Source organism: Pseudomonas baltica, from assembly GCF_014235765.1.
GTDB lineage: Bacteria > Pseudomonadota > Gammaproteobacteria > Pseudomonadales > Pseudomonadaceae > Aquipseudomonas > Aquipseudomonas baltica.
Genome location: NZ_JACMYH010000001.1, coordinates 785,394 through 811,798, shown reverse-complemented (window position 1 = coordinate 811,798; position 26,405 = coordinate 785,394). Strand labels below are relative to the sequence as shown.

17 protein-coding genes are annotated in these 26,405 nt (G+C 63.4%); 8 read left to right on the top strand and 9 right to left on the bottom strand.

Going from position 1 to position 26,405, the window contains the following annotated elements; genetic code table 11:
- Positions 1-99 precede the first annotated feature (99 nt).
- The 3 genes from H7993_RS03650 to H7993_RS03640 all read right to left on the bottom strand — a co-directional run bounded on the left by H7993_RS03650 (position 100) and on the right by H7993_RS03640 (position 5,704).
- The gene (locus H7993_RS03650) at positions 100-1,026 is read right to left on the bottom strand and encodes a hypothetical protein (protein WP_185793472.1); all 927 of its coding nucleotides are present in this window, start codon (positions 1,024-1,026) and stop codon (positions 100-102) included.
- Complete coding sequence (locus H7993_RS03645) at positions 1,026-5,192, bottom strand: dermonecrotic toxin domain-containing protein (protein WP_185793471.1); 4,167 nt, start codon at positions 5,190-5,192, stop codon at positions 1,026-1,028. Before H7993_RS03645 ends, H7993_RS03650 begins: the two co-directional genes overlap by 1 nt.
- A gap of 194 nt (positions 5,193-5,386) precedes the next feature.
- Positions 5,387-5,704, bottom strand: a complete 318-nt coding sequence (locus tag H7993_RS03640) for an SCP2 sterol-binding domain-containing protein (RefSeq protein ID WP_185793470.1) — start codon at positions 5,702-5,704, stop codon at positions 5,387-5,389.
- A gap of 249 nt (positions 5,705-5,953) precedes the next feature.
- Between H7993_RS03640 and sohB the strand changes: the two genes are divergently transcribed.
- The 3 genes from sohB to H7993_RS03625 all read left to right on the top strand — a co-directional run bounded on the left by sohB (position 5,954) and on the right by H7993_RS03625 (position 16,556).
- A complete protein-coding gene (gene sohB / locus H7993_RS03635; protein WP_122476871.1) occupies positions 5,954-6,979 on the top strand; it encodes a protease SohB in 1,026 nt (341 codons plus the stop codon).
- A 96-nt stretch (positions 6,980-7,075) separates the two neighbouring features.
- Positions 7,076-11,458: an NEL-type E3 ubiquitin ligase domain-containing protein gene (locus H7993_RS03630; RefSeq protein ID WP_185793469.1), complete on the top strand. Its 4,383-nt coding sequence runs from the start codon at positions 7,076-7,078 to the stop codon at positions 11,456-11,458.
- A gap of 91 nt (positions 11,459-11,549) precedes the next feature.
- Positions 11,550-16,556 carry a dermonecrotic toxin domain-containing protein gene (locus H7993_RS03625; RefSeq protein ID WP_185793468.1) on the top strand — a complete coding sequence of 1,669 codons (5,007 nt, stop codon included), beginning with the start codon at positions 11,550-11,552 and terminating at the stop codon, positions 16,554-16,556.
- Positions 16,557-16,634: 78 nt separating this feature from the next.
- Here the strand turns inward: H7993_RS03625 and H7993_RS03620 are convergent, their stop codons facing one another.
- The 4 genes from H7993_RS03620 to H7993_RS03605 all read right to left on the bottom strand — a co-directional run bounded on the left by H7993_RS03620 (position 16,635) and on the right by H7993_RS03605 (position 19,463).
- The gene (locus tag H7993_RS03620) at positions 16,635-17,129 is read right to left on the bottom strand and encodes a DUF934 domain-containing protein (RefSeq protein WP_122476876.1); all 495 of its coding nucleotides are present in this window, start codon (positions 17,127-17,129) and stop codon (positions 16,635-16,637) included.
- Positions 17,113-18,771: a nitrite/sulfite reductase gene (locus H7993_RS03615; RefSeq protein ID WP_185793467.1), complete on the bottom strand. Its 1,659-nt coding sequence runs from the start codon at positions 18,769-18,771 to the stop codon at positions 17,113-17,115. The genes H7993_RS03620 and H7993_RS03615 overlap by 17 nt, the downstream gene beginning before the upstream one ends.
- Positions 18,772-18,985: 214 nt before the next feature.
- Complete coding sequence (locus tag H7993_RS03610) at positions 18,986-19,147, bottom strand: hypothetical protein (protein ID WP_185793466.1); 162 nt, start codon at positions 19,145-19,147, stop codon at positions 18,986-18,988.
- A gap of 13 nt (positions 19,148-19,160) precedes the next feature.
- The gene (locus H7993_RS03605; RefSeq protein WP_122476881.1) at positions 19,161-19,463 is read right to left on the bottom strand and encodes a DUF1883 domain-containing protein; all 303 of its coding nucleotides are present in this window, start codon (positions 19,461-19,463) and stop codon (positions 19,161-19,163) included.
- Positions 19,464-19,612: 149 nt separating this feature from the next.
- Between H7993_RS03605 and H7993_RS03600 the strand changes: the two genes are divergently transcribed.
- A complete protein-coding gene (locus H7993_RS03600) occupies positions 19,613-19,963 on the top strand; it encodes a hypothetical protein (RefSeq protein WP_122476883.1) in 351 nt (116 codons plus the stop codon).
- Positions 19,964-19,970: 7 nt separating this feature from the next.
- Here the strand turns inward: H7993_RS03600 and H7993_RS03595 are convergent, their stop codons facing one another.
- Positions 19,971-20,261, bottom strand: coding sequence for a hypothetical protein (locus H7993_RS03595; protein WP_240998717.1), 291 nt, complete (start codon positions 20,259-20,261; stop codon positions 19,971-19,973).
- A 260-nt stretch (positions 20,262-20,521) separates the two neighbouring features.
- On the opposite strand from H7993_RS03595, the gene galU reads away from it, so the two are divergent.
- A complete protein-coding gene (gene galU / locus H7993_RS03590) occupies positions 20,522-21,364 on the top strand; it encodes a UTP--glucose-1-phosphate uridylyltransferase GalU (protein WP_122476885.1) in 843 nt (280 codons plus the stop codon).
- A 104-nt stretch (positions 21,365-21,468) separates the two neighbouring features.
- Entirely contained in the window at positions 21,469-22,827 is a 1,359-nt protein-coding gene (gorA, locus tag H7993_RS03585) for a glutathione-disulfide reductase (RefSeq protein ID WP_185793465.1), read from the top strand.
- Between the two features lie 16 nt (positions 22,828-22,843).
- On the opposite strand, the gene H7993_RS03580 is transcribed toward gorA, so the two are convergent.
- On the bottom strand, positions 22,844-23,488 hold the full coding sequence (locus H7993_RS03580; RefSeq protein ID WP_163007478.1) for a response regulator: 645 nt from the start codon (positions 23,486-23,488) through the stop codon (positions 22,844-22,846).
- Between the two features lie 271 nt (positions 23,489-23,759).
- Between H7993_RS03580 and ahpC the strand changes: the two genes are divergently transcribed.
- Positions 23,760-24,323: an alkyl hydroperoxide reductase subunit C gene (gene ahpC, locus H7993_RS03575; protein WP_122476891.1), complete on the top strand. Its 564-nt coding sequence runs from the start codon at positions 23,760-23,762 to the stop codon at positions 24,321-24,323.
- Positions 24,324-24,562: 239 nt separating this feature from the next.
- On the top strand, positions 24,563-26,125 hold the full coding sequence (gene ahpF, locus H7993_RS03570) for an alkyl hydroperoxide reductase subunit F (RefSeq protein ID WP_122476892.1): 1,563 nt from the start codon (positions 24,563-24,565) through the stop codon (positions 26,123-26,125).
- Positions 26,126-26,405: the final 280 nt, after the last annotated feature.

Genomic DNA, 26,405 nt, shown 5'->3' with positions numbered 1-26,405 from the left:
CCGTTCAACGAGTAATTAGGATGCTAACTTGTAACATAATGATACTCATTATTAAACAGCGTGCTTGATGTTTGCGCCGAATGGAAGCTGAACAAATCTTCAGGAAGAGGGCGGCGTGAAGACCTCCTGCCCCAGGCGGAAAACCAGCAGTGTGACTGAATCGGCATTGGCCAGAATCAGCTTCGAACGCACCTCGGGGTCGGTCCGGAAGGCCACGCGGGCATCGGCCAGGTGGGTCTTGCCTGTCAATTGCAGGACCGTTTTGCGCTGACGCCCGTCGCTGGGACGAAAATCGCGCCGACCACCGGGACTCGGGCGAGTGAACAGCTTTGCCAGCGGCGTACTCAAGGATAACCCTTCCTGGCGGATCTTGAGCAGGCTGCGCGCATACACCTGCGCCTGCCCATACATGCCGCCCAGGTCATCATAATGCTGGTGCAGCGGCAGAAAGGTGTCGAGGTAGGCCAGGTCCACGGTCTTGAGCACCTGATGGCTGAGCTCGTGCAGCAGCGATGCGGCCTGATGGTGCGCGTACAACTGCGCCTGGGTGCGTTCATGACTGGAATACATCATGGTCTCGATCGGCAGATCGAAGAATTTTTCCGTCAGGAATATGCGTTGCTGCGGATCGCCCTCCCAGACAAAGGCGTGGTTGCCCTCGTGGCCCTCCTCATTGAGCCCGTCCCAATAGCGGGGCGAGGAGTGTGGGTCCAGTGCATCGCTGGTCAGTGCGTCGAGCAGCTGCACACAGCTGCTGCGCAGACGTTGCAGCATGGCCGGCGTGACGTCTACTTCGAACACGTCGGTCAGAATCTCCAGGGTTTGCGCCGGCAGCGGTACGTGGGGAGTTTTCTGGTTGAGATTTTGCAGCGCATTGCGCAGGCAATCGACCGCATGGGCATGGGCGCGCACGATCATCTGGTGATGACGAGGGTAGCGCTGGCGGATCTGCTCGGTACCTTCGGCCAAGGTGATGAATACGTCGGGAATGTTGATGTCGGTGATCCAGGTGTCGTAGTTGTCCATCAACGAATACCCGGCCCCCATCCGCGCGATCTCGAGATCGGCGTGCCACTTCTGCTGGCCATCCAGGGTAATGGTTGGCCCTTCACGTCCTTTGCTGACGATGTACAACCTTGCTCGGCGCGCTTGACCTCCATCACCCGGCCATCGACCACGGCATAGCGGTGCGCGAGGTCGGCGGTTTCATACATGTTGAGCAGGGCGTCGTAGTTGAGCCTGTTCAATGCCACATCGTTGGCTTCCAATACGGCCAGTGCCGCACTCAGGCCGCCGAAGCGCCGGCCTGCCACCAGCGCCCTGGGTGCGTGTTCGGCATTTTCGGCGGCCTGGATCTCGCGCTTGAAATGCTCGGCGCCACGGCGCGCGCCGACCACCGAAGCCAGGGCGGCGATGAAGTCGGCCAGCGCCTCACCCCAGCGCCTGCGTCCCATCGCCTTGACCGAATCGTTGAGCAGCTGTTGCGACTGATAAAGCGCCACCAGGGACCCGACGACGCTGGGCAGGATCATCGCACCTTGCTCGATGCCCAGTTTCACGATGTGACAGAAAGCATTCCAGCTCGCTTCTCCCGAGGACATGGTCTGCTGACGAGCCAGCAGTTGGATGAGCTGGAGATTGTCTTCGAACAGATAGTACAGAGCGTTGCCCTGTTCTGGTTGATCGAGCAGGACGATGGCTGGCGGTTTGCCCAGTCGCTGACCGTCGTTGACTTCGGTGGTCCAGGGGATATGGGGCTCGGTGAACCCCGAGTGCTCATAGCGTGAATGAACGTCTTCAGGCAGTCGGCTCAGGATCTGTGCCTGAAGCGCGGTGTTGGTCTTGATCTGCTCCAGCAGCTGTGCGCGCGATGCGTACTCGCGAATGGTCTCCGACTCGCCATAGCAGGTGTAGAGCACGACCGGCCCACGGTCGGGTTGCACCGGCGCGATCAGGTACATGCCACAGGCAATATCGGCTTTCATGCCCACGTCCGGGATCAAGCCCAGCGGCCCGAGGGTGATCCGCTGACCGTTCAAGGGCTCGCGAGCCACACCGTCTGGCATCTCTACCACCTGAGCGATCATGTCGGTGGCCGCCGCACTGATCTTGCCCTGCATCTCCCGTTCGAGTGCGTTGCGCACCATCTGCGCCGGCAATGCCTTGACGAACAGCAAACGGCGCAAGGGGTAGTCTCCGGACTGCCTGGACAGCTTGGCGGCCAGCAGCTTGCGGTACTCGCCACCCACATCCGCATCCTTGACCACCTCGCGCACCTGGTGCGTGGTCGGTACATCCATGATCAACGAGGGCGGGTCGAGGCTGATGTGCATCTCGCTCGACACCGACCCGGAGAATTGGCTGATCGCCCATTCGGTCAGGGTTTTCGTCCGGCTGACGAGCGTACCGGTACCGAGCATGCCGCCAATGCTGACCCCGCCGCCGCTGGTGTCGGTCAGTTTGATCACGACCCGATCAGGATCACTGGGGCCTTCTGGCCAGACCTTGGCCATGGAGGCGCGCAGACGGTCTCGCGAAAAATCATCGATGAAGGGGATCTGCGCCAGATAATTGCTTTTCCTGTTGGCGGTTGCCAGGCAGCGTCCGAGAATGTCGGCGTAGCGGGCGAGTTGGCTGGCGCTAACGCGCTGGATCCAGGGGGGCAGCAGCTCGGCAAGCTGCACGTTCGCCGCATCGACGGCCAGACGGTCCAGGCCAACGGTGAGCATGTTGTCGGCGCGGCTGTAGTCTGCATTGCGCTGGAACAGCGTGGCGGAAAAGCCGCATTGGACGGCCAGCGCCATGTTGACGCCCAGACCGGTCAGCTGACGATGGCTTTCCAGCGCATCGAGCTCGGTAATGAAGTCGCCGGTCAGCGCACGGGTTTCCACGTGAATGCCGGAGACGGGAGCGGCCTGGAAGTGTTCCAGGACTGTCGCGATCAAGGCCGGATCCAGGCCGTTGAGCCAGCGTGTACGGGCGTGCGGATGACGGGCCGAAGCCGCCACGGTTTTCTTCAGTTGCTGCAGCGAGTCAAAGGCGAACAGCCCGTGGTCGCCGGACCACATCAATACCGGGCTTGCAGGCTTTGAATGGCAGTGCAGCACGAACATGTCGGCCAGCGGGATGGTGTTCGTTTCTGAAGGCACCCGCAAATAGATGGCATGCACGTCGGTGTCGGCAGCATTGCGCAAACGGGCCGTGGGATAGTCGAGTGCAGTGGCGAGCAGTTGCAGCAGTGTCTCGTCGATGCTGCCCTCACGCCGGGCGACGGCCAGGCTGGTACGCAGGCCGAGTTCACGCAATGCCCGCCGTTGACCTGGCAAGTCATAGGCACCCAGGCAAGGTGGTTGCGGTGCGGACATCTGCCGGCGCACCAGGCCGCGGTAGGTTTTCGTCAGTGCCGGACTGCAGGCCAGCACGAGTTGTTCTATATGCTCGACGTCGGGCCAGTTGAGCTCGATGCCTGCCAGGTTCAACACTCGATCCGCCGAGGTCAGTGGCGCGATGATGGCGCCGCTGGTCCGCTCCAGAAAGTAGTCGACCAGGCCGATAGCTGCCAACTCCGGTGCTCCGTCGATGTGGAGGCGCAGCTCGTCGGCCGGTAGCGGTGACTGCATCGCCAGCAGGCCGGGTGCGAACAACAGGCGCACACCGTCTTTGACCGGGGAGACGCAGTGCATGGTCGATCGCTGCCAGCTGCGCAGGGTCTCGATCTGCAGCAGCCAGTTGCTCTTGGCCTGATTCGTGGAAGGCTCGACTGCCTGCAGGGCCAAGGCGGTGATCGGCCGCTCGCCACTGAGCCAGTGCAGCCGAGGGTGTGCCAGCTTGCGCAGATCCAACGCTTCGGCCACCGCCAGCAGCGGAGAAGGGCGCAGGGCTGACGTGTTGCCGAACACCTCCTGCACCCGGCGCCGTTGCAAGTCGATCAAGCCGTCGGCCAGGGTCTGGAACGCTTGCCCGGTCAGCGCCAGGCGCTGGGGTACAGGCCGAATCATCGCGTTGAACAATGCTCGATCGCTTTTGATCAGCCGCAGGCTGTCGCTCGCCCCGGCGACCAGCCCTTGCAGGTAGTCACCCAGCGCCTGCAGGTCGGCACAATGCGACAGACCCTGGTCCGTGCTGAAAATGTAGTAGCCGAGGCTGGCCTGGTCGGCGTCGCTGATGATCAGCGTGCCTGGCCAGGCCACGGGCTCGTCGTTCAGCGCCTGGTCGGCGTTGAACCGAAGGGTTTCCAGGCGCAGGCCGGCAGGCGCTGGCGATGTCGCCACCGATTTCAGCAGCTCCAGTTGCGCGTTGCTCGCATGCAGATGGCTTTGCGCCTCGAGCACTGCACTCAGGTAGGCAGTCTGCAGGCTCCGACCCAGGCCATCGCGCAGGCTGCCGCGCTCGTTGTCGGGGTTGGCGCGCCAGAAGTCGGCCAGCGCAGCGCTGTAGTTTTTCGCCAATCGTGAGTTGGTGGCCATCAGCGTACTGCGGTAGCAAAGCGCATCGGCGTCACTCAACGTCTGTCCATAGACGCCGAGGAAACGATGTTCGCAGTCGGGTTGCGGTGAGTCGGCGAGCAGGTCCAGAGCGGTATCGAGCAGGCGCTGCACGTTGACCACTGCCCGGGTCTGACGGTCGACACGATGCACTTTGTGGCTGCGCGGGATGATCGGGTCGCTGGCAGGCATCGCAGTGCGCAGCGCTGCGGTGAGGTCGCGGTCGAGGATATCGCCAAGCAGCGGCAACTGATGCCAGGTACGGTCGATGGCTTTCAGGCGCCGCGCTTGCGCCAGAATGATCGCTTTCATCCAGCGCTTGAACGGTGATTGGGTCACTGACACCCATTTCGGCTCGCGTGTGGTGGTCGGCCGAGCACCGGCTTCGGCCTGCAACCCCGCCAACAGGGCATCGCGCAAGGCGGCGCTGCTGGTGAACGGCAGGATGCCTGTGAGTGGCGAGTAATAGTAGGCCGCCGCAAGGTCCGGATCGGTGCGCGTGATGCGCAGTCCGCAGAACACGCCGGGATCGGCATTGCCCAGCAGGCAGACCTGCATGTCCGGCGCAATGGTGGGGCTATCTGGCAGGCCCCGCAGCCAGTCGTACTCGATGACGCTCAGTTGTTCGCTTTCAAATGCCTGGGTGAGGTGGCGGGACATGCACTGGGCAAGTTGACGCGAGTGAAACCAGGGAAGGGTATTGGCCATGATGCGCTCCATCGAAGGAACAGGCGGCAGGTGCCGGCCTGAGAGCGATCAAGGCTAGAGCGATGCAGGCGTACCATGGCTGTACATATGTGGCGAGGGGAGCCAAATGGATGAGGCTTGAGACGCACTTGCCCCGAGGCGTGGTCGGGGCAGGTGGGATGCGGCGGTGAAGCGCAGCTCTGGACCGGGAACAATCAGACCGGGAACAGTTCGCTCAGCTTCATGGCCAGCATCATGTCGCCTTCGGCGCGCAGCTTGCCGCCCATGAACGCCTGCATGCCATCGGTTTCGCCGCTGACGATACCCTTGAGGGTTTCGCTGTCCATGACCAGGGTCACGTTGGCGTCCGGGTTTTCGCCTTCCTGCAGCTCGCAGGTACCGTCTTTCACCAGCAGGGCGTACTGCTTGTCTTCGTCGGTGATGTTGAATCCGAATACCAGGTCCAGGCCTTTGGCGGCCTCTGGATTGAACTTGGCTTTCATGGCGTGTACGGCGTCGGCTACGGAGGTCATGGTGCGGTCCTTTTGTTGGAGGTGTGCAATGATCGCGAGGGCCTGGGCGGCCTGGCTCGATAGGGCAGTGAAAGTCCTGCGAGGTTAGGGGGGGTATCGGCGCCTGTCAACGGATAATCATACGTGCGTTTGAATGGCTCGTTTGATGCCAAGCGTTTCCCGGCTGGCCCAAGGCTTTGCCCCCCGGTATGCTGGGCTCATTCCATCGTCCCCCTGGCTTGGCGGGCGTCATGCATGTAAGGAGTCACCGTGGAGTTTTTCGCCGATTACGCCGGGTTTCTGATCCGCACCGTCACCCTGGTCGTTGCCATCCTGGTGGTGTTGGCCGCCATCGCGTCGCTGCGCGCCAAGGGCCGGCGCAAACCGGCCGGCCAGTTGCAGGTCAGCAAGCTCAATGACTTCTACAAGGGCCTGCGCGAGCGGCTCGAGGCCGGTCTGTTCGACAAGGACAAGCTCAAGGCGTTGCGCAAGGAACAGGCGAAGAACGAGAAGAAAGCCAAGAAGAAAAAGCCCGACAGCAAGCACCGGGTCTTCGTCCTGGACTTCGATGGCGACATCAAGGCTTCCGCCACCGAAAACCTGCGTCATGAAATCACTGCACTGCTGACCCTGGCCACCCCCAACGACGAGGTCGTGCTGCGCCTGGAAAGCGGCGGCGGCATGGTTCACAGCTACGGCCTGGCGTCCTCGCAACTGGCGCGCATCCGCCAGGCCGGTGTGCCGCTGACCGTGTGCATCGACAAGGTTGCCGCCAGCGGCGGCTACATGATGGCGTGCATCGGCGAGAAGATCATCAGCGCGCCGTTCGCCATCCTCGGGTCCATCGGCGTGGTCGCGCAGTTGCCCAACGTCAACAAGCTGTTGAAGAAGCACGACATCGATTTCGAGGTACTCACCGCCGGCGAGTACAAGCGCACCTTGACCGTGTTCGGCGAGAACACCGAGAAGGGCCGGGAGAAATTCCAGGAAGACCTCGACGTCACCCACAAGCTGTTCAAGAGTTTCGTCGCCCACTATCGCCCGCAGTTGTCGATCGACGATGTCGCTACCGGCGAGGTCTGGCTCGGCGTGGCAGCGCTCGACAAGCAGCTGGTCGACGAACTCAAGACCAGCGACGAATACCTGGCCGAACGCGCCAGGCAAGCCGAGGTGTTCCATCTTCACTACGCCAAGGCCAAGAGCCTGCAGGAGCGCGTAGGGCTGGCAGCCAGCGGCTCGGTCGAGCACCTGGCCGGCAAGGCCTGGGAGAAGCTCAGCCAGCAGCGTTTCTGGTAACGTCCAGCGTTATGTAACACCGGGCGCTTCGGGCGCCTTGCTCCACTGGGCCATCTGCGGCATGTCGCCGTGGATTACCCGGATTGGAGCCTGCTCTTGGTTACCCCAGCACCCGCGCTGCATGTCAGCGACACCCCCGCCCATTACCCTGTCATCGCCAAGCATGTCCCGGACTGGTTGCGAAAGGCCGAGCCAGCGGCCATTCACGCCTACGAAAAAGCCTTGCGCCAGAACCGCGCGAGCCAGGCGACTGCGCAGTATCTGGCGAAAGATTTCGTCGGTCCGGCCGAGTTCGTCGGCTCCCGTCTGCAATCGGCCTTCGACGCTGCCTTCGGTGCAGCGGGCGCTGTCGATGTCACTCGCGCCGAATGGGTCGAATTCGACCGTGGCTCGGCGATTCTCGGCCGACCGCTCAGTGTGCGGCGGCGTACGTTGCTGGAAGCGGCCATGGCCAATTTCAGTGAAGACGAAGCCAGCCCTGGCCACTTCACCGGCGGCACGCTGCTGCTGCAACCCGATGCCCTGCAATTGCGGCTCGAAGAGCACGGCCTGCGCTGGAGCTACGGTTGGCACTATCAGGCCAAGGACACGATCGCGGTACAACCTCACCAGTTCGCCCGGCTGTGCCGAGGCCTGGATCTGGGCCGTGCCTACCAGCAACGCTTCGATGAGGTGTTCAAGCCCACGGCACTTAGAAGCAAATGGGTCACGGGTGCATTTCGCGCCAATATACGCAGCGAACTGGCCGTGCAGGCGCAGCAGGCGTTGCTGCGCGGCCAGCTCGATGCGCAAGCCTGCAGCGTGGTGCAGCAGCTGCTGGCAGATACGCCGGGTGAGGTGAAGTGGCAGGGTCAGCCAGTGATATTGTGCGATCTGCGTGGTTTGGTCACTTGGGTGCACAGCGGCACGACGCTGCACGGTGTGGTGTCCATCCAGACCAGCACGCAATCCAGTGCACCGTGCATCGTCTATATGCCTGGTGCTGGCGACGGTGCCTTCAAGCAGTACCCCAGCTTCGACGCGTTCAGTGCCGACCTGCGTGCGAAGTTGCGTGACGGGGCCTTCCAGGGCTGGTTTGCGGGGTTCGTGGCCGAGCCCGACCGCCGCGAGTTCTTTCTCAGGCTGAACAACACGTTGCGTCCGCAACGTGTCGAGTGGGGCATTGCACAGGGTTCACTGGATGATCCGGACGCCGATATCGGTCTGCGCCGCACCACCAGCGCCCAGGCTTTGGTACCGCTGCTGCACGAGGCCATGCTGGCCAAACGCGCGGCGGATGCGCGCTACTTCGTTGTACCGACTGCCGAGATCGACGCCGCCGAGCGGCAGGCGCGCTGGATGCACTACCTGCAGCAGGGCGTGACGCTGCTCAATGTTGCCGCTTTGTCGGTGCCGGCCCTCGGTGCGTTGATGGCCGCCGTCGGCACCGTTCAACTGCTTGGCGAGCTGTTCGTCGGCATGGACGACTGGACCCACGGACAGACCGAAGAAGCGGCAGCTCACTTTTTCGCCGTCGCGGTCAATCTCGCTGTGGTGGGCGCCACGGTCGCAGGCGGCGTGGCCCTGGCGCGGTCGCCGTTCGTGGCCGGCATGCTGCCGGTCGTCGACCGAGCCGGGCGCACCCGCCTGTGGCCGACCACCCTGGAAGCGTTCGCGGCCAGCGAGCAGCTTCCGCAGACGCTGGTGCCCGATGCGCAGTGGCAGTACGCGCACGGGGGCAGCCACTACATCAAGCACGATGGACTGTTCTACCGACAAAGCTTCGAGGCCAGTAGCGCACGTTGGTACATCGAACATCCCGCGGCCGACGTCGAGTATCGCCTGGCCTTGACCCACAACGGTGAAGGCGCCTGGCGCGTGGCCCACGAAGATCCCGGGCAATGGACTGCCGTGCAGGCGCTGCGTCGATTCGGCCCTGCGCTGGACGGGCTGGATGATGCCGCGCTGCAACGGGTGCGCCAGGTCAGCGGAATCAGCGGGCGCCAGTTGCGCGATCTGCATCGTCGCGGCGGCAAGCTCCCGGCGCTGGTCAAGGCGTGCGCCGATGACCTGCGCGCCGAACGGGCCGTGCTGGCGCTTCCCGCGAGTGAGCGTACGGCCGCTCTGGCGCGTTTGCGCGAAGCAGCACCAGCGATACCTGTCGGGCATCCGGCGGCCGCCTTGCTTCGCGATTTTCCCCGCCTGCCGCAGGTGGTTGCCGAAGAGATCGCGGCCGGCGCCAACGACCGCGAACGGGCACAGCTGATTGCCGCTGCCCGCGTTCCGCTGCGCTTGGCCACCCAGGCACGCTGGAGCCTGTGGGAGGCGCAGCTCAATCGAGCCATCCTCGGCCTCACTGGCGCCGGCGATGCACGCACCGCCAGGCTGCGCCAGGGCCTGACGGCGGCCATGAGTGAGCAACAACAGCGCACTGTTTCGCCGCAGAAACTCTTGGCCCTGGCAGCCGGGGATCGCCTGCGGGCCGCCCGGCTCATTGGCCAGCGCCGGCCCAAGGCCTTCACGGCGCCCGAGCGCATCGCGGGGCACCGCTGGGGTTATCGTCTCAGCGGTCGTGGTGGCAGCCAGGACGAACTGGCGCAACCTGTGCGTCCCCTCAGCGCCGCTCGCCAGCAGGCACGCTTCGACGAAGGGCGGCGGCTGGATGCCTCCCTGGCCCACTGGGCCCAGGAAAGCACCACCACGCCAGGTGCCGATGGGCAACCCGTTGCAGTCGCCAGCGCAGATCGCGAGCTGGCGCGGCAGCGCATCATGGCTGCCTGGCGCGGCGAGGCACCCCTGGCCGAGGACGGTGCCGGTGAAATGTCGCAAGTGCTCGATCTCTCGGAGTTGCGCATTGGTACGCTGCCGGTGCTGGAAGGCGACTTTTCCCGGGTTCGCTATCTGTCGCTGGAACAGTGCGGCCTGACCGAGCTGACGCCCGGGTTTCTGGAAATGTTCACCCAACTGGAACATCTGGAGTTGCAAAGCAATTACCTGACGCGGATCCCGCCCGGTGTCACGGCGCTGAACGAACTGCAGATGATCGCGCTCGACGACAACCGCCTGCAGGCCTCGCCAACGATGTTCGATGAGGTGGCCACACTGCCTGGCCTGCACGCTCTGGTGCTGCGCGACAACCCCGTGCAGATTCCCCCGACCGCCGTGCAGCGCCTGGCCAGCCTGTCCTCATTGCGCTACCTGGCCCTGGACAACACCGATGGCCAGGCGATGGCCGAGCACCTGCCCATTCTTGCCAGGCTGCCCAACCTGGAAAGCCTGTGGGTGGGCCGCAACGGCATGACCCTGACGCCCCAGGCCATGCAGGCGCTGGGCAGCCTGCGAACGCTGGATTACCTGGACCTGTCGGGGAATCCGGTGGGCCCGCACCTGGACCTGAGCCTGCTTCAGGCCATAGGCGGGCTGCGCCTGCGCGATTGTCAGCTGCAGCAGTGGCCTGTCGGCTTGACCGGCCTGATGGACCGTCAACCGCTGCGCCTGCGCTGGGTCGAGCTGGACGACAATCCCATCGTCGAGGTGCCCGAGCTGCACACGCTGGCGTTCTTCCGAGGCGAGCCACAAGTGCCACGCCCGCTGGGTCTTTCTTTCGCCCACTTGAGCGCCGTTGCGGTCAGCCGCCTGCAGGCCGTGGGCGTGGTCTTCGACTACCTGCAGATACTGGCGCAAGCGGCCGACGGCGAGGCTGCGGCGCGACTGGCCAGGCTGCGTGCGATGCCGGGCAGCCGGCGCTTCATGCAGCTGCTGGGCAGGCTCAGCGATACCGCAGACTACCGTCTGGTCCCCGCCAACCTGGCCGAGCGGGCCTGGAAAGTGATCGACGCGGCAGCTGCGTCGAGCTCGCTGCGCGAGCAATTGTTCGCCATCGCCCAGCGCCCGGACACTTGCGGTGATCAGGTGATGGCACTGTTTGCCGACCTGGAACAACAACAGATGTACGTCCGCGCAGCCGACCCCGCGCTCGATGGGCCGCAACGCAGTGCTCAGCTGCTTGGGTTGTCGCGCAGCCTGTACCGCCTCGATCGCGTCGACAGCCTGGCCCGCGCCGATGTGCGGGCGCGCGCGGCGGCCCGCGATATCGACGCGGACGAAATGGAAGAGGTCGAGGTACTGCTGGCCTACCGGATTGGCCTGGCCACGCGGCTGGGTCTGTTGAACCAGCCCCATGGCATGCTGTTCGGGGCCATCGAGCCGGTGACGTCGGCCCAGCTCGATGCAGTGGCCAGCCAGGTGCTGCAACAGGAAAGCGATGCGGCCCTGTTGGAGTGGCACATGAGCCAGGACTACTGGCTCGATTACCTGCGACGCGAGCACCGGGCTCGCCTGGACGCCGCCCAGGCACCGTGGCAGGTGCGCCTGGCACAGTTGCAGGCGCGTGACTATGACGACGGTTTTGACCAGGAACTGGTCAGCTTGCAGGTGGAGCGCCAGGCCGCGGAAATGACAGTCCTGCGTGCGCTGACGCAGGAGGCCATGGCGCAATAGGCAAGCCCCGGCGGCTGTGGTGCATGGCTACCGCAGCCGCCCTTGTCGGCTCTGTTTTGCTGGGCGTTCTTCGAAACCAGGAAAGCCAAGCATGTCCAGCACCGAGATTCCCCTTCCAGGTCGCCATGATGCGTTCATTCGTGAGCGCACCCCCGCATGGGCCGCCGCCATCGGCACGACGCAGATGAACCAGTTGCAGCAAGCGCTGGTGTCCGAGCAATTCAGCTCGAACGGCCCACTGCCTTGGTTCACCCGCGCTTCGAGCGAGCATCGTGACGCTTTGATATCCGCCCAGGCCGAGCGCCAGCGTTGCCGCTCGAAGCTGAGCCTGGCCCTGGCCGGGTTTCGCAGCGTGGTCGCATTCGCCGAACCGATCCTCGCCGAGGCCATGCGCATGCGCTTCGGCGCAACCTTGAATGTCCATGCCACGGACTTCATCCGTATCCAGACGCGCGAGCACCTGCTGGGTCTGGATAACGACCATGTGCCTCAAGCCGAACCCCTGATCATGGCAGCGCTGGGCAACTTCGTGGCAGCTCCGGATTTTCATCCGCGTACCACGCTGGCACCCTCGGGCAGCGTGAAAAAGAGCGGTCCGTTCCCGCTCGGTCCGTTCACCAGCCGCTTTGAATACCGCATCGACAACCCACTGCCGATCGACCCCGGACGATTCGCCACCCTGGTCCGCCAGTTGGACCTGGGGCGTCTGTACCAGGCGCACTTGAGCGAGGTGTTCGAAGCCACCGCCACCCGTGCCCAGGTCGCTGCCGCAGTCAACGCGACCCGCAGGGCCCAGCTGCGGGTGCTGGCCCATGTCGCGCGGATGAAAGGGGACATCGACGAGCAGGGCTTCAAGGTGGTCGAAAGTGTGGTCGCCGGCCGCGTCGAGCGCTGGGGTACCGGCACGTTACAGTTCTCTCGGCTGAGCCTGCTCGGGTCGGCGCTGCACGATGTGCTGGTGATCGGGCCGGCGCGCGGAGTGGGCCAGGCGACGGCGCCCATGCCTTGTCTGGTATGGATGCCGGGCGATGCGCGGGCACCCCTGAAGCAATACGCATCGACGGCCGAGTTCATCCAGGCGCTGGCTGTGGAGCTACTCAAGCCCGACTCCGTTGGCCGGTTGCTTGCGCGGGTGGCGCAGACCGAACGCGCCGAGTTCCAGGCGCGCCTGCAACGTCGGCTCTGGCGCACCGAGGACGGTGATAACGGGCGCAAGATCGCCGTGGTCAATGCGCGACCCAAGCTGGATATCGTCGAGGTGTCGGTGCGCGGCGAGCTGTTTGCCCATCTGCACGAGCGCCATGTGGCTTGGCTCAAGGCCGAAGCCAGGTGCTTGGCGGTGCCTACCGATCGGATCGACGCCGATCAGCGTCAGGCGCGCTGGAGCGGTTGGCTGGAGGAGGGGGTGTCGCTGTTGAACCTAGCTGCCCTGTGCATTCCGGCGCTGGGCGAGGTGATGGTGCCGGTGATCGCGCAGCAGCTGGTCGGTGAGGTCTACCACGGTATCGAGGCCTGGGAGGATGGCCGCACCGACGAAGCGTTCGGACACTTCAAGGGCATCGTCGGCAACCTGGCACTGGCCGTCGTCGCCCACGGCGTGGCCGCCGATTTCGGCACGACCTATGGCGCGGACGGTGTGGTCGACGAGATGCAACAGGTGCGGCTGGCCGACGGTCGCCAACGCCTGCTGCACCCGGATCTGCAGGACTACCGGGCAGTCGATTTGCCCGTCGCTAGCGAGGGCGACGACCAAGGCGTCTACCGCCACCTGGGCAAGACCTTCATCCGGCTCGACGATCACTTTTTCGAGGTGCAACTCACTGCCGATCAGGCTCGGGGCCATGTGATTCATCCCACAGGCTCGACGGCCTATCGCCCCAGCGTCCGGCACAATGGCGCAGGCGCCTGGCAGCACTCTCTGGAGCAGCCGTTGCAATGGCGCGGCGCCGGGTTGATGCGCCGCTTCGGTCCCATGACCGAGCGCATCGGCGACGACGACCTGCTGACCCTGGCCGAGATCCATGGCGTACCCCTGGACCGGTTGCGTCGCCTGCACGTCGACCAGGAGCCACTGCCGGCGGCCCTGCACGAGGGTGTCATTCGCTACCAGGCCCATCAGGACCTGGCCGCGCGCATGGGGCCCAGCGGCCAGGGTATGCTCGATGAGCAGGGCAAGCAGCTGTTGGCCTCGCTGATCGAGCGCCAGCAGCCTGCTGCCAGCCGCGAGGCTGGAATACTGCGTCGCGATTTTCCGGGCCTGCCGGTGCGAATCGCCAATGAGATCGGCGCGTCGGTCAGCGCTGCCGAGCGCACGCGTATCCGCGAAGCTGGGCGGCTGCCGCTGCGTGTGGCCGAGCAGGCGCGCGCGCGGTTGGCGCAGTGGCGTTCGAGCCAGGCCTGTAGCGCGCTGATCTTCGACACCGGTGGCTCTGCGGACCGCGACAAGGTGGTGATCGGCCTGTTGCCCAGCCTGCCGGGATGGACGGGCCGGGTGCGCCTGGAGTTGCGCGACGGCGGCCAGGCCGGCGACGTCACCGCGGCAGCGGGCGTCGGGGTCGATACCGAGCTCAAGTACATCGTGGCCAGTGAGGGCCGCTACCGCGCCTATGACCAGCGCGACCAGGAACTGGGCGGGTGGATGGATCTGTACAGCGCCATCTGCCGCGCCTTGCCCGACGCCGAACGCAGCGCCCTGGACCTCAATCCCAGCGCCGGGGAGGCACTGCGCCAGCGCTTGAGTGGCCTGGTTCGCGCCGACCGCAGCCGCGTGTCGCGACTGCTCGGGCAACGTCAGGTACAGCCTTGGTTCAAATCACCGGAACGCCACTCGCAGGGCATCGGCTACGCGCTCAGCGGGCGTGGCCAACCAGGCTGGAGGCAGAACCGCCGGTTGCGCCACCTGTATCCGGGTTTGTCGCAAGCCAGTCTGCAGGTGCTGCGTGAATCGATGGTACGGCCCGATGAGTCGTTCGAGATGGCATTGCAGCGCCTCGAGCAGGAATTTCAGGTATTGCGCCGGGAACTCAAGGATTGGCGCCGGCGCGCGCCGGTGGACGTGAACAGGGACAACGCTGCTCGCGATATCATCAGCGCCTGGCGCAGGGAAACCACGATTCTGGACCTTGGCGGGCAGCGCCTGGGTGATCTGCCATTGCTGGTGGCCGACCTCAGCCATGTGCGGCACTTGCGCATGAGCGCCATGGGGTTGCAAGGCGATCCCTCGTTCTTCCTGTCGGTGTTTCCCAATCTGTTCAGCCTGAACCTGTCGAACAACCGGCTGACAGCCATTCCGGGGCAGGTGCGCTCGATGGCCAGGCTGATGACCCTGGACTTCGACGAAAACCTGCTGGCTCCCGCGCCACAGATGTTCGATGCATTGATCAGCCACCCCACCCAGACCGCGCTGCGCTACCTCAGCCTGCGACGCAGCTTCGCGATCCGCCTGGCCGAGGGCAGCATCGTCGATAACCCTCTGCCGGCTGAAGCACTGCAGGCGCTGGGGCAAATTCCGCATCTGCGCGAGCTGGATCTGTCGAGCAATGCGCTGACCCTCGACGATGCCGCCTGTACCGCCCTGGGGCAATTGCGGGAACTGGAAACCTTACGCCTGCAGCGCAACCATATTCGCTTGAGCGAGGCACGACGCACGGCGCTGGCAGGCTTGTCTGGCCTGCAGACCCTGGATCTGAACGGCAACCCGCTGCTGCTGCCGCCGACGCTCGACAGACTGCTGTCGTTGCGCTATCTGGGGTTGAGCGGGACTGGCATCGGCACCTGGCCGCCGGGGCTGACGCAGGTTTTCAATCGTGTGCCTCAGGTGATCAGAATTGCCAACCTCAGCGGCAACGAGATCGTCCGCGTGCCCGTGCTGGAAAACAGCGCCATGGCGCAGATCAACCTGAACCTGGTCAACCACGGCCGTCCGGTGCTCAATCTGGACAACAACCCCTTGTCGGAACCCAGCTATCAGCGCCTGGGTCGGGCCGGTGTGTTCCCGCGTCGACGCTGGATGGGCGGTGCTGGCGCAGCAGGCCGCCCAGTGGTCGACCAGCGCTGGCTGGAAGGCTGCGAAGCGGGCCTTGCGCAGCGCATCGCGGCGGATCGCAGCAGTGAGGGGGCGGCGGCTTTCTATCGGGTAATGGATCAAGTCTCGCGCACGGCGGGGTACGCCAGACACTCCCTGGCCTACAAGCAGCGCATGTGGGCGATCATGGAGGCCCTGGTGCCGCCGGTGCAGGGGGGCGCCGGTGATGGGCTGGGTGTGGTGGACCTGCGTCAGCAGTTGTTCGATCAGGCGACCTTGGCCGAGAACACCTGCGGCGATGGCATCAGCGTGGTGATAGACGCCTTCGAAACCCGGGTCCTGGCCTGGCAGGCGGCGTCCAGCGCCATCGATGGTGGGGCGGCGATGTTCAAGCCGTTGCTGGCCTTGAGTCGCCAGTTGTACAAGGCGGCGTTGGTGGACGAATACGCCGTGGGCATCACCCAGGCGCGCCTGAAACGGCGCGAGGCGTTGCTGGCTGGCGATCCTGCGCCGGCGCTATTGCCGTTCGACGAGATCACCGAGGCGGAACTGCAGGCCGCCGTGCCGGACGAGGTGGAGATTCGCTTGCGCTTGTGCGGGTTGGCGCAGTCACGCCTGGGGCTGCGCGCGCAACCCGAGATGCTCTACACCGAGCAGATCGCTTCGGCCACTGTCGAGCATGTGGTACGCGCCGTGCTGGAGCGCGCTACCGACAGCGGACTGACCGACTGGCTGGTGGATCAGCCTTTCTGGCAGCTGTACCTGCGCAAGGTGTACCCGGAGCGTATGTCAGCGCTTGCGGACTTCTGGGCCGAGGTGATCAACCATTTCGAAGAAGCCCTGGATGCCAACGCTGCATTCACCACAGAGGTATCCGGGCTGCCGCCGTTGCTTGAGCAGCTGAAAACCTTGGCGCCTGACGTGGTATGGCAGGGCGAGCAGGGGGAGGCGGCGAAAGTGGTGCTGACCGAGCAAGCCACGCTGGATCTCTACGGGGCCATCGATCAGGCTCGTCGAAAGGCGCTGGACGCGCTCCATCGAGCGCTGACCCGGGCAGCGTTGGTCGGTTCTTAGGAAGGATCGAGCGGCGGCGTGCAAGTTTCTGACCGCCGCGCCAGCAGTGGCGCGGCGGCTACAGCCTGCAACCAGGGTTCAGCGGCGACGGAACAGCGGCAGCGGTTCGTCGGTGGCCGCCTGGTAGCTCACGGAGAAATCCTTGAGGCTTTCGAGGGCTTCGTAGGGGTCTTTGTCGGCGCGCAAGGCGAAGGCATCGAACCCGCAGCGGTGCAGGTAGAACAATTGGTCGCGGAGCACGTCGCCAATGGCGCGCAGTTCGCCCTTGAAGCCATAGCGATCGCGCAGCAGGCGCGCATTGGAGTAGTTGCGGCCGTCGGTGAAGGCCGGGAAGTTCAGGGCGATGACCTGGAACTCGTTGGCCTGTTCACCGATTTCCTCGGCTTCTTCGTCGCTGTCCAGCCATACGCCCAGCCCACCGTCCCGAGCCTTGAGCGCCGGACCGTGCTCGCGCCACAGCGAGAGGGGCACGATCAGGTCGTCACAGTTGCTGATGCCGTCGAACGAGGTGTCCTTGGGCAGCAGGTGCCAGGTTTCGTCGACGACTTCGTTGTTCTTAATGATTCGCTGCATAGACGCGCTCCTTGAAGGGGTCGATGCCGATCCGCTGGTAGGTATCGATGAAACGCTCGTCTTCGGTGCGTTTTTCCACGTACACGTCGATCAGCTTGGAGATGACATCCGGCATGGCGTCCTGGGCGAACGACGGGCCGAGGATCTTGCCCAGGCTGGCGTCGCGGCTGGCGCTGCCACCCAGGGACACCTGGTAGAACTCCTCACCTTTCTTGTCCACGCCAAGGATGCCGATGTGGCCGACGTGGTGGTGACCGCAGGCGTTCATGCAACCGGAAATATTGAGGTCCAGTTCGCCGATGTCGAACAGGTAGTCCAGGTCGTCGAAACGGCGCTGGATGGATTCGGCGATCGGAATCGACTTGGCGTTGGCCAGGGAGCAGAAATCACCGCCCGGGCAGCAGATGATGTCAGTCAGCAGGCCGATGTTCGGGGTGGCGAAACCGCCTTCGCGCAACTCGTTCCAGAGGCTGAACAGCTGCGCCTGTTCGACGTCGGCCAGAATGATGTTCTGCTCATGTGAGGTGCGCAGTTGCCCGAAGCTGTACTTGTCGGCCAGATCGGCGACGGCGTCGAGCTGCTTGTCGGTCAGGTCGCCGGGTGCCACGCCGGTGGGCTTGAGCGACAGGGTCACGGCCACATAGCCCGGCTTCTTGTGGGCCAGGGTATTGCGCGAGCGCCAGCGGGCGAAACCCGGATGCTCGGCATTCAGTTGCGCCAGGTTGGCGGCGAAGTCGGGCAGGGCCTTGTACTCCGGGTCGACGAAGTGCTTTGCCACGCGGTGCAGTTCGGCCTCGGTCAGTGTGGTACTGCCGCCGCGCAGATGCTGCATCTCGGCATCGACTTTCTGGGCGAACACTTCCGGCGTCAGGGCCTTGACCAGAATCTTGATCCGGGCCTTGTACTTGTTGTCGCGACGGCCATAGCGGTTGTATACGCGCAGGATGGCATCGAGGTAGCTGAGCAGGTCCTGCCAGGGCAGGAACTCGTTGATGAACGCGCCCACTACCGGCGTGCGGCCCAGGCCGCCACCGACCAGTACGCGGAAGCCCAACTCGCCAGCGTCGTTGTGCACAGGCTCCAGGCCAATGTCATGCACTTCGATGGCGGCGCGGTCGGTGCTTGCGCCATTCACGGCAATCTTGAACTTGCGCGGCAGGTAGGCGAATTCCGGGTGGAACGTGGTCCACTGGCGAACGATCTCGCACCACGGGCGCGGGTCGATCACTTCATCGGCAGCCACGCCGGCGAACTGGTCGGTGGTGACGTTGCGCAGGCAGTTGCCGCTGGTCTGGATCGCATGCATCTGCACGGTGGCCAGTTCGGCCAGGATGTCGGGAATGTCTTCCACGGCCGGCCAGTTGAACTGCACGTTCTGTCGCGTGCTGATGTGCGCGTAGCCCTTGTCGAAGTCGCGAGCGATCTTGGCCATCATGCGCGTCTGCCGCGATGTCAGCTGGCCATAGGGCACGGCGACGCGCAGCATCGGGGCAAAACGCTGGATGTAGAGGCCGTTCTGCAGGCGTAGCGGGCGAAACTCTTCTTCGCTCAGTTCGCCAGCCAGGTAGCGGCGGGTCTGATCTCGGAACTGCTTGACGCGGTCCTCGATGATCCGTTGATCGTACTCGTCATAAACGTACATGGTGATCCTGTTCTCAGGCTGTCTTGTCGCATCATCAGAAAAGCACGCGCACGGTCGCGGGCTCTCGACAGAGCCGACGGAAGATAACAGTTTGTAAATAGACGTAAAAGTGATGTTTGAGTATATGCACAGAACCAGAATGCATATGCCCCGAGGTACCTGTCACCCCTGTAGGACCGGTCATCGCCCGCGAAGGGCGCGCCGCGGATTGGACTCAGAGGGCCTTGCTGACGTGAATGTCGCTGATGCTCGCCGCAGCGTCGCCGTGCAAGGCGACCAAGGCAGCCTGGGCCTCTTCCAGCGAGCCGGTGGCCAGGTGGGCGAAGTCCCAGCGGCGTTGGCCGTCGAGGTTGTAGCGGATCACATACTTGATCATGGGCGCCCCTGTATCAGGTGAATTTGGAAGCCGTGCGGCGCACGATCTTGATCTTGTGGGTGAAGCTGCTCTTGCGCGCCACGCTGGACAGCTTGGTGCCCGCAGTGTCGATGGTGATGTTCCAGAAGCCTGTGCTCGGCGCGCTGATCTTGGCCGGGAAGGTATCGAACGCGCCCCCGTGGTAGGTGTGTCGTCCACCGTTCTTGAAGCTGCGGAAATTGGCATCGCTCATCAGGCGGATGTTGCAGAGCTGGGAGCACTCGATGACGACCAGGTCATCTTCATTGAGGTGCTCGCGCTGGTGAACGAATTTCATGGGCTCTCCACTGTTGCCGGTGCGCGAGTTACAGGTGCGCGCAAAAGCGCAACGATATCATGCGCGCCGCGGCACGGATAAATTCTACCGATGCATGGAGCAAATTCATGACCTTGCGGTCACAGGGTATTTAATGACGGAGATGCATCATGAAGTGGGCCTGGTTGACGGCAGTGGTATTGCTCGGTGGTTGTGCCACCGTGACGGACATCGAAAAAAGCCCCGAGACCATGAGCGTGATTTCCGGCAAGACCCCCAAGGAGTATTCCACCTGCGTGGTCGCCCAGCTGAGCGACAGTCGCGGGCCCTCCGTGATCGAGCAGAAGCATGACGGCTATCGGATCATCGTTCCGCAGAAACTCTCTAAGGATCCAGCCGCCGTGCTGATCGTTGACGATCGCTCCGGCGGCAGCAGCATCAAGGTGCACGAACGTCTGTCCAACGTGCCGCTGCGCCCTGCCGACGTGCGTCAGGCGGCCGAGAAATGCATTTCCGGCTGAGCCGTCTCTACTTGCACACCACCACCAGGCTGCGGGTCTGGTAGTTGCCCAGGTCGGCATCTGCCAGCCCGACCTCGCCGGTACGCCGCGGTACACCTTGCGTGGCGACCGTCTGATAGCCGGCAGGGCACTCCAGGCGGGCCTGTTCGTCGCACTTGTCCCAGGACATGGCTTGACCCGAGCAATCGATGTTCAAGCCTTGTTGGCCGTTCTTGAGAATGGTGGGCGAAGTGCTTGCGCATGCCGAAACGGCAAGCACGGCAAGGGAGGCCAGGGTGGTGCGCAGGAGGGTGCTCATGGGGCGGGATTCTTCAGGTAGACAAGGGGGCCGCTATGCGGTGGCGCAATGCTATACACTGCCAGGCGGCAAGGGTAGTTGTGCAAGGAAATTTTCCGTTGCTCGACCGGTGTAGCAATATTTACCTTGCAGTGGAACTATCTGCATCAGGATTTCTCTATCAACCAATCGGTTGGCCAGCGGCAGGCATTGTTAGGTAGTCGACGCCTGAACCCGACTGTGCCGTAACTCGTCAGCATTGCTCTTCTGTAAGGACTCACATGATCAAGAAATGCTTGTTTCCAGCGGCCGGCTACGGTACTCGCTTCCTGCCTGCGACCAAAGCAATGCCCAAGGAAATGCTGCCGATCGTCAACAAGCCGCTGATCCAGTACGGCGTCGAAGAGGCTCTGGAAGCTGGCCTGAGCCAGATTTCCATCGTCACCGGGCGCGGCAAGCGCGCGATCGAAGACCACTTCGACATCAGCTACGAGCTGGAAACCCAGATCAAGGGCACCGAAAAGGAAAAGTACCTGGTCGGCATTCGCAAGCTGATCGACCAGTGCACCTTCTCCTACACCCGCCAGGTGCAGATGAAAGGCCTGGGCCACGCCATTCTCAGCGGTCGCCCGCTGATCGGCGACGAAGCGTTCGCCGTAGTGCTGGCGGACGACATGTGCGTGAATCTGGACGGCGACGGTGTGCTGCAGCAGATGGTCAAGCTGTACAACCAGTTCCGCTGCTCGATCGTGGCCATTCAGGAAGTCGACCCGCAGGAAACCCACAAGTACGGTGTGATCGCCGGCGACATGATCCGTGAAGATATCTTTCGCGTGACCAGCATGGTCGAAAAGCCAAAGCCTGAAGATGCGCCGTCGAACCTGGCCATCATCGGCCGCTACATCCTGACCCCGGACATCTTCGACCTCATCGAACAGACCGAGCCAGGCAAGAGTGGCGAGATCCAGATCACCGATGCCCTGATGAAGCAGGCCCAGAACGGTTGCGTGCTGGCCTACAAGTTCAAGGGCGAGCGTTTCGACTGCGGCGGCGCCGAAGGCTACATCGACGCCACCAACTTCTGCTTCGAAAACTTCTACAAGACCGGCAAAGCGTTCATCTGACGCCCAATCGGTTAGCATGATCGACGCCGCTGCCCTCTGGACAGCGGCGTTCTTGTTTATGGCTACGGCTCGCGTGCGGGCCGTGCAGGTGCCAGGAGAGCAACATGAGCTATGACTTCGATTTATTCGTGATTGGCGCCGGTTCCGGCGGCGTGCGCGCGGCGCGCTTCGCCGCAGGGTTCGGCGCGAAAGTGGCAGTGGCTGAAAGCCGCTACCTGGGCGGCACCTGCGTCAATGTCGGCTGCGTGCCGAAGAAGTTGCTGGTGTATGGCGCCCACTTCGCCGACGACTTCGACCACGCCAGCGGTTTTGGCTGGAGCCTGGAGAAGCCTTCGTTCGATTGGCCGACGCTGATTGCCAACAAGAACAAGGAGATCGAACGGCTCAACGGCATCTATCGCAACCTGCTGGTCAACAGCGGCGTGAAACTGCTGGAAGGTCATGCACGCCTGGTGGACGCGCACACGGTCGAAGTGGATGGCCAGCGCTTCAGCGCCGAGCACATCCTGATTGCCACCGGTGGCTGGCCGCAGATTCCCGATGTGCCGGGTCGTGAGCATGCCATCACCTCGAACGAGGCGTTTTTCCTCGAGCAACTGCCCAAGCGCGTCATCGTGGTTGGTGGCGGTTACATCGCCGTCGAATTCGCCGGGATCTTCAATGGCCTGGGCAGCGAAACCACCTTGCTCTACCGCGGCGAGATGTTCCTGCGTGGCTTCGACGGTGCGGTACGCAAGCACTTGAGCGAAGAGCTGACCAAGCGCGGCATGAACCTGCAGTTCAATTCCGATATTGCCCGCATCGACAAGCTCGACGACGGCAGCCTCAAGGTCACGCTCAAGGATGGTTGCGAGCTGGCGGCGGACTGCGTGTTCTATGCGACCGGGCGCCGGCCGATGCTGGATAACCTGGGGTTGGAAAATACCGGCGTGCAGCTGGACGACAAGGGGTTCATCCAGGTCGACGAGCAGTTCCAGACCACAGAACCCTCGATCCTGGCGCTGGGCGATGTTATTGGCCGTGTGCAGCTGACCCCGGTAGCGTTGGCCGAGGGCATGGCCGTGGCGCGTCGCCTGTTCAAGCCTGAGCAGTATCGCCCGGTGGACTACAAGCACATCCCCACTGCAGTGTTCAGCCTGCCGAACATCGGCACCGTGGGCTTGACCGAGGAAGAGGCGCGCGAGCAGGGGCATTCGGTACAGATCTTCGAGAGCCGTTTCCGACCCATGCAACTGAGCCTGACCCATAGCCAGGAGCGCACCCTGATGAAGCTGGTGGTCGATGCCGACACCGACAAGGTGCTGGGTTGCCACATGGTTGGCCCTGATGCCGGCGAGATCGTCCAGGGCCTGGCAATTGCGCTCAAGGCGGGCGCGACCAAGCAGGTCTTCGACGAAACCATCGGCGTGCATCCCACCGCTGCCGAAGAATTCGTCACCATGCGCACTCCAGTGGACGCTTGAGCCTGCGGCCTGCCGGTCAGTCTGGCAGGCCGACCACGGCAGCGTATTCCTGCAGTGCGGCGTCATGGCTGATACCCAGTTTTTCCATGGCGCAGCGCTTTTGCCGGCTGATGGTTTTTTCGCTGCGCTGCAGACGTGCAGCGACGTCGCGTCCGCTCATGCCTCCCACCAGTAACCTCAGCACTTCCAGCTCGCGCGCCGACAGGCGTTCATGGGCGCCCCGGTGTTCCACTTCATATTCGGCCAGGCGTCGGGTGAAGCGTGCACTGAGGTAGTGGTTGCCGCGCATCAGGCTGTGGGCCGCCGTGCTCAGATGGCTCAGGCACTCCTGCTTGTCATAGAGCCCTCGGGCGCCGCTGTCGAGGATAGCCCGCAGCACCATGGGATTGTCCAGCGTGGTCAGCACCAACACCGGCAGGCGCGGGTAGCGCAGACGCACCTGGCGCAGCAGTGCCAGGCCGTCGCCACCCTCGAGCTGAGGCATGCGGTAGTCGGTGATCAGCAGATCGCAGGCATGCTGCTGCAGCGATTCGAGCACTCGGTTGGCGTTTTCGGCCTCGCCGACCACGCTGAAACGCGCGCGCGGGGCGCGCTCCAGCGCAATGCGCAGCCCAAGTCGAACGGCCGAGTGGTCGTCGGCCACAATGGTTTTGATAGTCACCTGGTTGATCTCATCTGCGGAAGCGGGCCTCATGCTATCCGGCGGGTCCCAGGCATGGCTGTAGGGAGTGCGTGGGTGCGACTGTGCGAAAAGTCGACAAAAAGCAGTGTCATTGCCCTGTATTCATATTTCTTCTTTATTATGGGTAGCTTCGATAGGCAAAACCAATCGACAGCATCCAGTTTGCCAATGAGCTATCGGTCGAGCATGTGTCTAGGATGCTGCCTATCGAATTCAAACACGATTTCAACCCCCTGAAGGAGAGTCACCGATGCCGATCATCAACAGCCAAGTCAAGCCATTCAACGCTACCGCTTACCACAATGGCGCTTTCGTGCCGGTCAGCGACGCCGATCTGAAAGGCAAGTGGTCTGTCGTATTCTTCTACCCAGCCGACTTCACCTTCGTTTGCCCAACCGAACTGGGCGACCTGGCCGACAACTACGAAGCTTTCAAGCAACTGGGCGTGGAAATCTATGGTGTGTCGACCGACACCCACTTCACCCACAAAGCCTGGCACGACACTTCGGACACCATCGGCAAGATCCAGTACCCACTGATCGGTGACCCGACTCACACCATTTCGAAGAACTTCGACGTGCTGATCGAGGCCGACGGCATCGCTGACCGTGGCACTTTCGTGATCAACCCGGAAGGCCAGATCAAGATCGTCGAGCTGAACGACGGCGGTGTAGGCCGTGATGCATCCGAACTGCTGCGCAAGGTCAAAGCGGCCCAGTACGTCGCCGCTCACCCGGGCGAAGTCTGCCCAGCCAAGTGGAAAGAAGGCGAGGCCACCCTGGCTCCGTCGTTGGACCTGGTTGGCAAGATCTAAGCAGCTTCCCAGGCTGTCTCCTGCGGGTCACTCCCCGCAGGACTGCATCACCCCTGTAGGAGCGGTCATCGGCCGCGAAAATCCGCCGCGTTTTGCTTGTAAGAACGCAGCGCCTGATTCGCGCCCATCGACCGCTCCCACAGTTTTCAACTTCTCAAAAAGCATCATCGCTCACTCGGGCTCGATTACCCCGGCGGGCAACTGTCGTCTTCGAAACATTCAAAACGGAAATCGCCCTCATGTTGGACGCCAATCTTAAAGCCCAGTTGAAAGCCTATCTGGAACGGGTCACCCAACCGATCGAGATCGTCGCGTCCCTTGATGACGGCGCGAAATCCGAGGAATTGCTCGGTCTGCTGCGCGACATCGACGCGCTTTCGGACAAGATCACGCTGCTCGACAATGGCAACGATGCACGCAAGCCATCGTTTTCCATCAACCGTCCCGGCGCGGACATCGGCCTGCGTTTCGCCGGTATCCCCATGGGTCACGAATTCACCTCGCTGGTACTGGCGTTGCTGCAGGTTGGCGGCCACCCTTCCAAGGCCAGTGCCGAGGTCATCGAACAGATCGCTGCGTTGAAGGGCGAGTTTCTGTTCGAAAGCTATTTTTCCCTGTCATGCCAGAACTGCCCGGACGTGGTCCAGGCGCTGAACCTGATGGCGGTGCTCAACCCCAACATTCGTCACGTGGCCATCGACGGCGCGTTGTTCCAGGCTGAAGTGGAAGAGCGGCAGGTCATGGCCGTGCCGAGCGTCTACCTCAACGGCAAGAACTTCGGTCAGGGCCGCATGGGCCTCGAAGAGATTCTGGCGAAGATCGACACCAGCGCCACTGATCGCCAGGCGGAAAAACTCAACGCCAAGCAGGCGTTCGACATGCTGGTGATCGGCGGCGGGCCTGCCGGTGCGGCAGCTGCCATCTACGCTGCCCGCAAAGGCATCCGTACCGGTGTTGCCGCCGAGCGCTTCGGCGGTCAGGTGCTGGACACCATGGCCATCGAGAACTTCATTTCCGTGCAGGAAACCGAAGGCCCGAAATTGGCCGTGGCGCTTGAAGAGCACGTCAAGCAGTACGAAGTGGACATCATGAACCTGCAGCGTGCCGAGAAACTGATCCCTGGCAAGGACGGTGCGCCCCACGAAGTGATCTTTGCCAGCGGTGCGTCACTCAAAGCCAAGACGCTGATTCTGGCGACCGGTGCGCGCTGGCGTGAAATGAACGTGCCGGGTGAGCAGGAGTACCGCAACCGCGGCGTGGCCTACTGCCCGCACTGCGACGGTCCGCTGTTCAAGGGCAAGCGCGTGGCGGTGATCGGTGGTGGCAACTCCGGTGTGGAAGCCGCTATCGACCTGGCCGGTATCGTTGCCCATGTCACGCTGATCGAGTTCGACACCCAGCTGCGTGCCGACGCCGTGCTGCAGCGCAAGCTGCACAGCCTGCCCAACGTCAAGGTGATCACCAGTGCCCTGACCACCGAAGTGACCGGTGACGGCCAGCGCGTCAACGGCCTGCGCTACAAGGATCGGCAGAGCAGCGAGCATCACGAAATCGCTCTGGAAGGTATCTTCGTGCAGATCGGCCTGCTGCCCAACACCGACTGGCTCAAAGGTACCATCGAGCTGTCGAACCGCGGCGAGATCATGGTCGATGCACGCGGCGAGACCGATCTGCCGGGCATTTTCGCTGCCGGTGACGTGACCACCGTGCCGTTCAAGCAGATCGTGATCGCGGTCGGCGAGGGCGCCAAGGCTTCGCTGGCAGCCTTCGATCACCTGATTCGCACCTCTGCGCCTGCCTGATCGGGCAATTGACGCGGCTTGCGCCGCTGCTACAGGCTTGCGCCGCTGCTACGGGAGGGGCGCTGGACTGACGCGGCTTGCGCCGCTGCTACAGGCTTGCGCCGCTGCTACGGGAGGGGCGCTGGACTGACGCGGCTTGCGCCGCTGCTACAGGAGGGGCGCTTGACTGACGCGGCTTGCGCCGCTGCTACAGGAGGGGCGCTTGACTGACGCGGCTTGCGCCGCTGCTACAGGAGGGGCGCTTGACTGACGCGGCTTGCGCCGCTGTTACGGGGTACGC